This is a genomic window from Variovorax nitratireducens (assembly GCF_051216545.1).
In the GTDB taxonomy this organism is placed as follows: Bacteria; Pseudomonadota; Gammaproteobacteria; order Burkholderiales; family Burkholderiaceae_C; genus Variovorax.
Map to the genome: position 1 here is coordinate 1 of NZ_JBPJZO010000023.1, position 11,369 is coordinate 11,369.

Sequence of the window (11,369 nt, forward strand, 5' to 3'; positions counted from 1 at the left end):
GAGGTCGGGCAAGCCCTTCGATGCGAACTACCGCAAGACGGCTTGCGCTTGACGGGCACCGCTTGACAGGCACAACGGTGTCTTTATTTCGCTGCGCAGCGTGCCCCACCGCCCTGAGCCTGGAGGTGGCGTGACTGTTTCGCGCTGATCATGCAGAGCGTGCCCAAGGCGCCGCGCTCAGGGCGTTGCGGGTTGCAGGTGCCACACGACGTTGAAGTCGAACGGCGTCCAGCGGCTCACCGTGACGTCGGCACGCCGCAGGCCGCGTCCGGTCCAGGTGTTGCAGGTCTCGAACAGGTGGTAGCCGCCTTCGGCTTCGTAGAAGGCGTCGTCGTTGCTGTAGTGCGCGCCCGCGACCGGCACCGCACGGCCCGCAGGCAGCGTGGCGCGCACGTAGCCCGCAAGCTGCGCGTACTGCGCCTGCGAAAGCGGCAGCCGGTAGGCGCCGTGCCGCAGCTGCGCCCGCTGCAGGTAGCTCACATGCATCAGCGCGCGGTTGCCGCCCACGAGGGCGCCGAGCGCGCGGGAGACAGTCAGGTCGGCCCAGGTCGGCGTGTGCAGGTAGAACTCGCGGTCGCCCCAGCCGATGGCGATGAACTCGGCATCGGCAGGCACCGCACGCGCCTGCGACGGCGGGAACAGCTGCGACCAGTCGATCGTCGCTGAACGCACCGGGAACACATAGTCGGTGTGAATGCCGTTGCTCAGCACATAGGCCTCGACCGCCACTGGCCCGGCCGGCGCGGCACCGCGTGCAGGCCAGAGCATCAGCGCACTGGCCACGCCGAGATAGGCCGCGAACAGCGCCGGCGGTAGCAGCAGCACCGCGGCGATCAGGCGGTAAAAGTGGTAGAGGCGGCGCGGCATCGCGGCGCTCAGAACAGCGACGGCGTGGTGGCTGCCGCCGCGTCGGCAGCCGCCCGCTGCGGCAGCGCCGCCGCGTCGCTGTCGGAACGCACCAGCGTGCCGACGCGCACGCCCAACAGGCGCAGCGGGCGTTCCAGCGGCACGCGCTTGAGGCACTGGCCGGCGACCTGGCGGATGGTCTTGCCGTCGGCGGTGAAGGCGGCCACGGTCTGGTCGCGCGTGGCGATCCTGAAATCGTCGTAGCGCAGCTTGATGCCGATGGTCTTGCCCAGGTAGCCCTTGCGTTGCAGGTCTTCGCCGAGCTTCTCGCACAGGTACGTGAAGATGGCACCGAGTTCGGCCCGGTCGCGCACCGCGTGCAGGTCGCGCTCGAAGGTGGTTTCGCGGCTCATCGACACCGGTTCGCTCTCGGTCACTACGGGCCGGTCGTCGCGGCCCCAGGCCACCTCGTGCATCCAGGCGCCGGTGGACTTGCCGAAATTGGCGATGAGCCATTCGCGTTCCTTCGCCGCGATCTCGCCCACCGTGCGGATGCCGAGCCCCTCGAGCTTGGCGTCGGCCTTCGGCCCGATGCCGTTGACCTTGCGCGCGGCCAGCGGCCAGATCCTGGCTTCGAGGTCGCTCTCGTAGACGATCGAGATGCCGTTGGGCTTGTTGAACTCGCTGGCCAGCTTGGCGATGAGCTTGTTGGGCGCCACGCCGATCGAGCAGGTAAGGCCGGTGGCCTGCAGGATCGATTTCTGGATCAGCCGCGCCAGCACGCGCCCGCCTTCGCGCTGGCCACCCGGCACGTCGGTGAAGTCGATGTAGACCTCGTCGACGCCGCGGTCTTCCACCACCGGCGCGATCTCGCGGATGGTGGCCTTGAACAGGCGCGAGATGCGCCGCACCTCGTCGAAGTCCACCGGCAGCACGATCGCCTGCGGGCACAGCTTGGCCGCCTTCATCATGCCCATGGCCGAGCCCACACCGAACTGGCGTGCGGCATAGGTGGCGGTGGTGATCACGCCGCGGCCCACGTAGTCCTTCAGCAGCGGAAAGGCCGAAACCGGCACTTCGTGCAGCGGCAGGCCGGCGTGTTCGCGCTGCAGGATCTCGTCTACCTTGCGGCGTCCACCGCCGATCACCAGCGGCAAGCCTTTCAGTTGCGGATAGCGCAGCAACTCGACCGACGCGAAGAAGGCGTCCATGTCGAGGTGCGCGATGCGGCGCAGCGGCGGGGTTGGCGGAAGGGGCGAAGGCACAGCCAGGTATTTTCGCGCGATGCCTGCAGCTTGCACTGCGCGGTGCAGCGGTCCATCATGAATGCATGCAAAACGTCGCCACCACGCTTTGGCACCGGCTCGATGTGCCGGGCCACGATGCCTGCCGGCTCGACCGCCACGGTGACGCGTGGCAGCTCGACGGCACGGCGCTGTTCAGGCAGGCCGACGGGCGCGTTGCGCAACTGCACTACCGGGTGCGTTGCGACCGCAACTGGCACGCGCAGTGGGGCACGGTGCGCGGCTGGCTGGGTGGCAGCGCGGTCGATCTGTCGGTGGTGCGCAGCGCGCACGGCGAGTGGAAGCTCAACGACGTGCCGGTGCCCGAGCTGGCCCATTGCGTGGATCTCGACCTCGGCTTCACGCCGGCCACCAACCTGATCCAGCTGCGACGCCTGAACCTGCAGGCTGGCGAGGCCGCCGATGCGCCGGCCGCCTGGCTCGACCTGGAGGAGGGCGGCCTGAGCCTGCTGGCGCAGCGCTACGAGCGGCGCAACGAACGCGGCTATTGGTACCAGGCCGACCGCTTCGACTACGCAGACCTGCTCGACGTCACACCGGAAGGTTTCGTGCGCGACTATCCGGGGCTGTGGCTCGCCGAGCGCTGAGCCGGCGTCTCGCGAACCAGCCGGCTGCGCCGCCAGGCCGCCGGCGGCGCGCCGTATTCGCGCCGGAAGGCGCGGCTGAAGGCGGTGTCGGTCTGGTAGCCCACGTCTTGCGCAATACTGGCCAGCGGGGCATTGCTGCGGCTCAGCAGGTTGGCGGCCAGCATCATGCGCCACTGGGTGAGGTACTGCATCGGCGAGCTGCCCACCAGCAGCTGGAAGCGCTCGGCCAGCACCGAGCGTGAGGTGTCGGCGGTGCGCGCCAGCTCCTCGAGCGTCCAGTTGTGGGCGGGGTTCCTGTGCAATGCGTTCAGCGCGGCACCGACGATGCGGTCGCCCACGCCCGCGAGCCATCCGGTGCGCCCTTCGGCCTGCTCGTTCATGTAGAGCCGCAGCACTTCGATGAACAGCACTTCGGCCAGCTTGGCCAGCACGCCGCTGCCACCCGGCCGCGGCGAACGCGCCTCGGCCAGCGCGTAGCGTACCGAGGCCTCGAGCCAGGCGCCGGCGCTCGAGCCGCGCACGTTCACGCGCACCAGCGGCGGCAAGCCCTGCAGCAGCAGGCGGGCGAGCCGCGCATCGCAGGCCAGGTAGCCGCACACCAGGCGGGTCCTGGCGCCGCCGCCGCCGTAGGCAAGCTGGCCCGGGCGGCGCGCCAGCACCTCGGCCAGCCGGCCGCCGGTGGCGGGCGGCAGCCCGGGCGCGGAGCCCATGCGGTGCGCGTCGCCGAGCGGAAAGAGGACGGCGTCGCCGGCCATCAGTCGCACCGGTGGCTCACCGGGCATCTCGACATGGCACTCGCCTTCGGTGATCAGGTGAAAGATCACGACGCGCTCGGCACCCGGTTCCAGCAGCGGCGCCACCGTGTCAGCGCGCGGCGACTGATAGCACCAGGGTGCCGTGAAGCGCGCGTTGATGAAGATGGCGCCGACCAGCCGCACCACGCGCAGGGTTTCCGATAGCGCGTCCATCAGCCGCTGCCTACCTCGACGTGCAACGCCAGCGGCAAGGCGGCCCGCACCGCGCAGGGAATCGGCGAATGGCTGTAGCCGCCCTCGACCAGCGCGCGCAGCCGCTCGGGTGACACCCCTCGCGCACCGATCCGGATGTGCAATTGCACGTCGCAGGGAGTGGCGCTCACCGGCGTGCCGTCGGCATCCGCCATGCCGAGCATGCCGCGCGAGTCGGTCTTGCTGTCGACGCGGGCTTCGAGCAGATCGAGCGCGATCCCCTGGCGCGCAGCCGCCATGGCGATCGAGGTGGCCGCACATGACGCAACCCCGGCGCGGAACAGCCATCCGGGGCTGACCTGGTCGCCTGTGCCGCCGAACTCGCCGGGCATGTCGGTCAGCACCTGCGTGCCGTTGGCATGGCTGGCGACGGTGCGTGTGCCGCCGCCCCACGTCGCCGTGGCCGGTGCGTCGTCGTGCAGGCCGGCCTCGGGCCGGCGCGACAGCACCGTCTCCGCGCGTTGCAAAGCCTCGGCAATGGCCTGTGCGCCCATGTTCGCTCTCCGCCTCGGGTTGAAGACCCCCGCATTCTGGACAGGTCGGCGCGCCGGGGCCATTGGCCCGGTGGCCTATGCCGTCGCGCGGACGATCGGGCAGGCGAGCGCGACGCGCAGGCAGGACATGGCGAGGCCACCTGCGGGACAGTGCCCTCCCGACCGATTCACTTTCAGGAGACCTTTTCATGAACGCACCCATCGACTTCAATGCCCTCAAGAGCCGCCAGATGACCGCCTGGGCCAGCGGCGACTACGCCGTGATCGGCACCACCCTGCAGCTCGTCGGCGAGCAGCTGGCCGAGGCCTGCGACCTGCGCTGGGACGAGCGCGTGCTTGACGTGGCCGCCGGCAACGGCAATGCCACCCTGGCCGCCGCGCGCCGGGGCTGCCGGGTCACGTCGACCGACTACGTGGCCGCGCTGCTGGAGCGGGGCGCCGAGCGCGCACGTGCCGAGCGCCTGGACGTGAAGTTCCAGACCGCCGACGCCGAGGCGCTGCCGTTCGAGGACGCGAGCTTCGACGCGGTGCTCTCGACCTTCGGCGTGATGTTCTCGCCGAACCAGGCGCAGGCCGCCGCGGAGCTTGCACGCGTGTGCCGCCCGGGCGGCCGCATCGGGCTGGCCAACTGGACTCCCGCGGGCTTTATCGGCCAGCTGTTCAAGGTGCTGGGCCGGCACCTGGCGCCACCGGTCGGCCTGCAGCCGCCTTCGCTGTGGGGCGTGGAGGCGCACCTCCAGTCGCTATTCGGCGAAAGCGCGGGAGCGATCAGCGTGACGCCGCGGATGTTCAACTTCCGCTATCGCTCGGCCGCGCATTTCATCGAGGTGTTCCGCACCTGGTACGGGCCGGTGCACAAAGCCTTTGCGGCGCTGCCGCAGGACGGCGCAGCGGCGCTGGAGCGCGACCTCACCGAGCTGCTCGACCGCCTGAACCGGGCAGGGCCGGGTTCGCTGGTCGTGCCGAGCGAATACGTCGAGGTGGTGGTCACGCGGCGGTGAACCGCCCACGGGTGTTGAAAACCCGGCGCAGCCGTTTGGCCAGTGCGTTTGGTGAATGCTTTTGCATTCACGACGCAGTAGAGTTGCCGATCGGACAGGAGGCTCGATGCGCCGCTTCATCACCCTCGACATACGCACCGTCCCCGGTTCGCTGGCCGACTGCGGCGCGCCGGAAGAGCCTGCGTCGGAGTTTGCCGACACCATCCATGGCACCGCGCACACCTTGCCCGAGGGTGCGCAGCTGCTCGACTACGAGATCGTGGGCTGCATTGGCGAAGGCGGTTTCGGCATCGTCTACCTGGCCTGGGATCCCGCCCGGGCGGCGCATGTGGCGATCAAGGAATACCTGCCGGCGGTGCTGGCATCGCGCGGCAATGCCTCGGCAGCGGTGGTGGTCAAGTCGCGGCGCCACGAAGACAGCTTTCGCAGCGGCATGCGCAGCTTCGTCAACGAAGCGCGAACGCTGGCGCAGTTCGATCACCCATCGCTGGTCAAGGTGCTGCACTTCTGGGAAGCCAATGGCACGGCCTACATGGCGATGCCGTACTACGTGGGCCCGACGCTCGCGCAGGCGCTGGCCGAGCTCGGCCGCGCGCCCGAGGAAGCCGAACTGCGCCGCTGGCTGAGCCCGCTGCTGGATGCGCTCGACGTGCTGCACGCCGCCAATTGTTTTCACCGCGACATCGCGCCCGACAACATCCTGCTCACTCAGGACGGCCCGGTGCTGCTGGACTTCGGCGCGGCGCGCCGCGTCATCGAAGGGACGGGGCCATCGCCCACGGTGATGTTCAAGCCGGGCTTCACACCGATCGAGCAGTACGGCCAGGTCGCCTCGATGAAGCAGGGCGCGTGGACCGACCTCTACGCCCTCGCCAGCGTGGTGTACGCCGCCATCACGGGGCAGCCGCCGGCGCCGTCGATCGAACGGTTGATGGACGATCGGCTACAGCCGCTTGGCGAACGGGCTGGCGGGCGCTATGGCGCAGCATTCCTGTCCGCGATCGACGCCGCACTCGCGCTGCACCCGTGCGACCGGCCGCAGAGCGTGGCGGAATTCAGGCAGCGGCTGGGCGACCCGTCGGTTGGCGACGGGCCGTTGGAACCACCGGAACTGCTTGAGTCAACGGAGCCTATGGAACCGTTGGCACCACTGGTGCCAGTGCCAGTGCCAGTGCCAGTGTCGTCGCGGGTGCCACTGCCGGCGCCGCACACGACACCGGTACCGCCCGCACGGCCCGGCCGCGGCGGAACCTTCGCGGTCGTCGCGGCCGTGTCGCTGCTGGGCCTGGCGCTCGCTGGCTATTTCCGGATCGGTGATCCGGTGTTGTCGGATCCGCCGCCACCGCGCGTCGCTTCACCCGCGATACCCGCGCCGGCGCTGGCGCTGCCGGTGGCACCGGCGTTGCCCAAGGCACCCGTGTTGCCAGCGCCAGCAGTCGTTGTCCGCGCCGTCGAACCGCCGCGGCCAGCGGATCCGCCACGGCCTCCAGATCTGCCGCATGCTGCAGCGCCGCCGGTGCAGATTGATGCGCTCGGGCCGGCGGTGGCAGCGGCTGCCGCGTCCATGCGCCCCGTGCCGCCCGCTGTGCGGGAAACGCGCAGGCCCGCGGCCGAGCGGCCTGTCCGCGCCGCTGCGATTCGCCCGGCGCCGCCGTCGGCAGAAAGCCCGAGCGCCCCTTCCCGCTGCACCGAGATTCTTCAACGCGCCTCGCTGGAGCCGCTGACCTCCGGCGAGACCGCCTTCCTCAAAAAGGAGTGTGAACGATGACACCGATCTCCCTCACCTGCGAGCGCCGGCGGCACGCCGCCTGTCTGGGCAGCGTGCTGCTCGCGTTGGGCCTGGCCGGTTGCGCCGCGCCACCTGCAGCGTCGTCGAAGACCGAGTTGCCGTTCGAGCAGGCCGTCGCGAACGCCACCGACGGGCTGGTGGCACAGACGCAGAAGCTGCCGGGCTTCCTGGCACAGGTCGGCGCCCGGCGCAGCGTGGTCATCGACCCGATGATCGATGCCGGCAGCGCGCAGCAGACCGCGGCCACGCAGGCGCTGCAGAGCCGCGTCATCGCGCGCATGACCACGAAGTTCGAGTCCGTCGAGATCCTGCCGTTCGAGCGCGCCAATCTGGCCAAGGCGCGCTACTTGCTGACCGGCACGATGACGCGCCTGTCGTCCGGCCAGCCGCAGAGCCCGCTGCAGATCAACCTTGCGCTGACCGAACTCGGCAGCGGCACCGTGGCCGCGCATGCATCGGCCGTGGCACGCGACGAGGGCCTGGATCACACGCCGTTGCCCTACTACCAGGACATTCCGGTGCCCACCCGCGACCTGGTGATCGAAAGCTACGTGCGCACCACGGCCACTCCGCAGGGGCAGCGTGCCGACCCCTACTACCTCGAGCGCATCGCGGTCGCGCCGGTGATCCAGCAGGCGACCACGCTCTACAACGCCGAGCGCTACCAGGATGCACTGGCACAGTACAACGCGGCTGGCGGCTCGGCCGATGGAGAACAGCTGCGCGTGCTCAACGGCATCTATCTCAGTTCGGCCAAGCTGGGACGCACGGCCGAGGCAGAGCAGGCTTTCGGCAAGATCGTCTCCTACGGCATCGCCAACCGGCAGCTCGGCGTGAAGTTCCTGTTCAACCCCGGCGGCACCGTGTTCTGGTCGGAGCCCCGGATCAGCGGGCCCTATGGGATGTGGCTGCGCGAGATCGCGAAGGCCAGCGCCGATGCCAGGGTCTGCATGGAGATCGTCGGCCATACCAGCCACACCGGTTCCGTGGCCTACAACGACGGGCTCTCGTTGCAACGGGCGCGCTACGTGCGGCAGCGGTTGATCGGCGAGTCGACTGCGCTGCGCGACCGCACCACCTTCAGCGGCAAGGGCTTTCGCGAGAACATCGTCGGCAGCGGAACCGACGATGCCGTCGATGCGCTGGACCGCCGGGTCGAGTTCAAGATCGTGGGTTGCGGCGCCGCCGCCGCGTGAGGCCCGCGCCCCCGGTTCCCGCATTTCGCAGCAGTCGATCGTCGACGTGAGCGCGGCGCTCTTCGGGTTCCGGTCGTCATGCGGCTGCGGGCATCCGCGCCTGTAGCGGCGTTTCGGGCTGCACACATCCTGTCGGACGCCAGAGCCTGACCGGCAGCGGTGCCAAGGCACCGGGTCGACTCAACTTTTCTCCTCGATTGCCACGCACAGTGCAGAGCGACATCTGCAAAGGATCAGTGATGGCAGTTCACAACGTTTCGACAAGCGCACCCGCAGTTCTGCGAAGACCCCTGCTTGGCAGCCTGGCCCTGATGGCGCTGGCAGGTTGCCATGCCGCAGGCACCAGCGAAGTTGCGGCCGACTGCCCCCACAGTCTTTCCACACTTGCGCCGATCATGGCGACGAGCAGCCGGAACCCGCCGTGCATGACGACGCAGCCTGATGTGGCGGTGGCTTCCAGGCCTCGCGCGACGAAGAACCAGAGCCCTACGGCAGTCGCTTCCGCACGATGAGCATTACCTTCCGGAGATTTTCCCTGCGCGTCGCGGTCGCTCTGGTAGCGAGCGCCTTGGCCGCCACGGCTGCGTGGGCCGTAGAGCCCTTCACGGTGCGCGACATTCGCGTCGAAGGCCTGCAACGGGTGGAGCCCGGCACCATCTTCGCCTCGCTGCCGTTTCGCGTGGGCGACACCTACAACGACGAGCGCGGCTCGGCCGCCATCCGTGCGCTGTTCGACCTGGGCCTGTTCAAGGACGTGCGCATCGACGTCAGCGGCAACGTGCTGGTGGTGATCGTGGAGGAGCGCCCCACCATCGCCGAGGTCGACTTCGCCGGCACCAAGGAATTCGACAAGGCCGTCCTGCAAAAGGCGCTGCGCGAAGTGGGCCTGGCCGAAGGCCGCCCCTACGACAAGGCGCTGGCCGACCGCGCCGAGCAGGAGCTCAAGCGCCAGTACATCAGCCGCAGCCTCTACAACGCCCAGATCGTCACCACCGTCACCCCGTCCGAGCGCAACCGCGTCAACCTCACCTTCTCGGTGACCGAGGGCGACTCCGCGCGCATCCGCGAAGTCAAGATCGTGGGCAACCAGGCCTTCAGCGAATCCACGCTGCTGGGCCTGTTCGACCAGGACGCGGGCGGCTGGCTGGCCTGGTACACCAAGTCCAACCAGTACTCGCGCGCCAAGCTCAATGCCGACCTGGAGACGCTGCGCTCCTACTACATCACGCGCGGCTACCTGGAATTCCGGGTCGACTCGACCCAGGTCGCGATCTCGCCCGACCGCCAGGATCTGTCGGTCACCGTCAACATCACCGAAGGCCAGAAGTTCACCGTCTCGGGCGTCAAGCTGGAGGGCAACTACCTCGGGCGCGACGACGAGTTCAAGTCGCTGGTGACCATCAAGCCGGGCGAGCCCTACAACGGCGAGCAGGTAACCGAGACCACCAAGGCCTTCACGGACTACTTCGGCACCTTCGGCTATGCGTTCGCGAAGGTACAGGCCAAGCCCGAGGTCGACCGCGGCAACAACACGGTGGCCATGAACCTGGTGGCCGAGCCGTCGCGGCGCGTGTACGTGCGCCGTGTGATCGTGGGCGGCAACAACCGCACGCGCGACGAAGTGATCCGCCGCGAGTTCCGCCAGTACGAGGCCTCCTGGTACGACGGCGACAAGATCAAGCTGTCGCGCGACCGGGTCGACCGGCTCGGCTTCTTCACGGACGTCAACGTCGACACGCAGGAAGTGGCGGGATCCCCCGACCAGGTCGACCTGACGGTCGACGTCAAGGAAAAGCCGACCGGCAGCCTCCAGCTTGGGGCGGGCTATTCGAGCACCGACAAGATTTCGGTGACCTTCGGCATCACGCAGGAGAACCTGTTCGGTTCGGGCAACTACCTTGGGGTGCAGGTCAGCACGAGCTCCTACAACAAGAGCATTTCGTTGACGGCGACCAACCCGTACTTCACCCCGGGCGGCATCTCGCGCACGGTGAGCGTCTTTCACACGGCGACGCGCCCTTACTACCAGGCCGACGGCAACTACAAGCTGTCGAGCGACGGCGGCGCCATCAAGTTTGGCGTGCCGTTCGGCGAACTGGACACGGTCTACTTCGGCCTCGGGCTGGAGCGCTACAGGTTCACGCCCGGCACCAACGGGTCGTACACCCTGGTCAACGGGTCGTACGTCTACACCGCCACGCCGCAGGCCTACCTCGACTACTTCCAGTGCACGGGCACTGTGCCGAGCGTGGTGTGCGCGAAGGACAGCATTCTTGGCATTCCCGCGACGGTGGGCTGGTCGCGCGACGACCGCGACAGCGCATTGGTGCCGACCAAGGGCCGACTGCAGAGCGCGAGCCTGGAAGTGGGTGTCGGCTCGGCGCTGCGCTACATGAAGAGCCAGTACCAGTACCAGCAGTACTTTCCGCTGAGCAAGCAGTACACGCTGGCCGTCAACGGCGAACTGGGCTATGCCCGGGCCTTGGGCGACTCGACTTATCCGATCTTCAAGAACTTCTACGCTGGCGGTCTCGGCTCGATCCGGGGCTTCGAGCAGAACTCGCTGGGGCCACGCGACGCAGTGACCGGCGGCTCGCTGGGCGGCACCAGGAAGGCGATCTTCAATGCCGAACTCAGCACGCCGTTCCCGGGCGCCGGCAACGACCGGACACTGAGGCTCTATGGATTCTTCGATGCAGGCAACGTGTTCACCGAGCGGGGTGCCTCGATGACCGACGCGCAGTGGAAGGCACAGAACAGGATTCGCGCCTCCGCCGGCATCGGCATCAGCTGGATCTCGCCGCTCGGGCCGCTGCGCCTGGCCTATGCAGTGCCGATCCGTTATCAGAAGCTGGACGAGGCGAACAGCATCGCGGCCGATCGCACGCAGCGCGTGCAGTTCCAGATCGGCACGTCGTTCTGAAAGCCGCGGGCGGGCTTGTTCCATACCGGGTCGAATTCAGAAGACAAGCTCGGGGTGGGCCGCTGGCGGCGGGTGGCCCCTTCCGCGAATGTCCCCCGCCTTCGGCTCCTCCTGATATTGTTCCTCCCGCTCCCGAAGCGCTGAAGGGAGCCCGTCCGGTAAACCCTGTGCTCCTCCTTGGGCTTGCCAGCCCGCAATAAAGACTGGGGAAGCGGACGGATT

The 11,369-nt window shown here is 68.6% G+C and carries 9 protein-coding genes; 5 read left to right on the forward strand and 4 right to left on the reverse strand.

Translation table 11 applies throughout. The features are described from left to right. Positions 1-177 precede the first annotated feature (177 nt). Together ACSFA8_RS26930 and ACSFA8_RS26935 are read right to left on the reverse strand one after the other, a co-directional pair. Positions 178-867 carry a TIGR02117 family protein gene (locus tag ACSFA8_RS26930; protein ID WP_435482521.1) on the reverse strand — a complete coding sequence of 230 codons (690 nt, stop codon included), beginning with the start codon at positions 865-867 and terminating at the stop codon, positions 178-180. An 8-nt stretch (positions 868-875) separates the two neighbouring features. After that, positions 876-2,111: a Y-family DNA polymerase gene (locus ACSFA8_RS26935; RefSeq protein WP_475544493.1), complete on the reverse strand. Its 1,236-nt coding sequence runs from the start codon at positions 2,109-2,111 to the stop codon at positions 876-878. Between the two features lie 65 nt (positions 2,112-2,176). Here ACSFA8_RS26935 and ACSFA8_RS26940 point away from each other — a divergent pair, with 65 nt between their 5' ends. Next, positions 2,177-2,737, forward strand: a complete 561-nt coding sequence (locus ACSFA8_RS26940; RefSeq protein ID WP_435482522.1) for a putative glycolipid-binding domain-containing protein — start codon at positions 2,177-2,179, stop codon at positions 2,735-2,737. Here ACSFA8_RS26940 and ACSFA8_RS26945 read toward each other — a convergent pair. Next, the gene (locus ACSFA8_RS26945) at positions 2,707-3,705 is read right to left on the reverse strand and encodes an AraC family transcriptional regulator (RefSeq protein WP_435482523.1); all 999 of its coding nucleotides are present in this window, start codon (positions 3,703-3,705) and stop codon (positions 2,707-2,709) included. The two genes, ACSFA8_RS26940 and ACSFA8_RS26945, sit on opposite strands and share 31 nt — an antisense overlap. Then, entirely contained in the window at positions 3,705-4,238 is a 534-nt protein-coding gene (locus tag ACSFA8_RS26950) for an OsmC family protein (protein WP_435482524.1), read from the reverse strand. Before ACSFA8_RS26950 ends, ACSFA8_RS26945 begins: the two co-directional genes overlap by 1 nt. A 188-nt stretch (positions 4,239-4,426) precedes the next feature. Here ACSFA8_RS26950 and ACSFA8_RS26955 point away from each other — a divergent pair, with 188 nt between their 5' ends. The 4 genes from ACSFA8_RS26955 (at position 4,427) to bamA (ending at position 11,147) form a co-directional block, all read left to right on the forward strand. Further along, positions 4,427-5,239 carry a class I SAM-dependent methyltransferase gene (locus tag ACSFA8_RS26955; protein WP_435482525.1) on the forward strand — a complete coding sequence of 271 codons (813 nt, stop codon included), beginning with the start codon at positions 4,427-4,429 and terminating at the stop codon, positions 5,237-5,239. Between the two features lie 106 nt (positions 5,240-5,345). Then, on the forward strand, positions 5,346-7,007 hold the full coding sequence (locus tag ACSFA8_RS26960) for a serine/threonine protein kinase (RefSeq protein WP_435482526.1): 1,662 nt from the start codon (positions 5,346-5,348) through the stop codon (positions 7,005-7,007). Continuing rightward, positions 7,004-8,224: an OmpA family protein gene (locus ACSFA8_RS26965; protein WP_435482527.1), complete on the forward strand. Its 1,221-nt coding sequence runs from the start codon at positions 7,004-7,006 to the stop codon at positions 8,222-8,224. Before ACSFA8_RS26960 ends, ACSFA8_RS26965 begins: the two co-directional genes overlap by 4 nt. A 508-nt stretch (positions 8,225-8,732) precedes the next feature. Then, a complete protein-coding gene (bamA, locus tag ACSFA8_RS26970; protein WP_435482528.1) occupies positions 8,733-11,147 on the forward strand; it encodes an outer membrane protein assembly factor BamA in 2,415 nt (804 codons plus the stop codon). Positions 11,148-11,369 lie beyond the last annotated feature (222 nt).

Bases quoted from the DNA above. Each gene is read 5' to 3' on its own strand.
- ACSFA8_RS26930 (WP_435482521.1), bottom strand. From the start codon at position 867: ATGCCGCGCCGCCTCTACCACTTTTACCGCCTGATCGCCGCGGTGCTG.
- ACSFA8_RS26940 (WP_435482522.1), top strand. From the start codon at position 2,177: ATGCAAAACGTCGCCACCACGCTTTGGCACCGGCTCGATGTGCCGGGC.
- ACSFA8_RS26945 (WP_435482523.1), bottom strand. From the start codon at position 3,705: ATGGACGCGCTATCGGAAACCCTGCGCGTGGTGCGGCTGGTCGGCGCC.
- ACSFA8_RS26950 (WP_435482524.1), bottom strand. From the start codon at position 4,238: ATGGGCGCACAGGCCATTGCCGAGGCTTTGCAACGCGCGGAGACGGTG.
- ACSFA8_RS26955 (WP_435482525.1), top strand. From the start codon at position 4,427: ATGAACGCACCCATCGACTTCAATGCCCTCAAGAGCCGCCAGATGACC.
- ACSFA8_RS26960 (WP_435482526.1), top strand. From the start codon at position 5,346: ATGCGCCGCTTCATCACCCTCGACATACGCACCGTCCCCGGTTCGCTG.
- ACSFA8_RS26965 (WP_435482527.1), top strand. From the start codon at position 7,004: ATGACACCGATCTCCCTCACCTGCGAGCGCCGGCGGCACGCCGCCTGT.
- bamA (WP_435482528.1), top strand. From the start codon at position 8,733: ATGAGCATTACCTTCCGGAGATTTTCCCTGCGCGTCGCGGTCGCTCTG.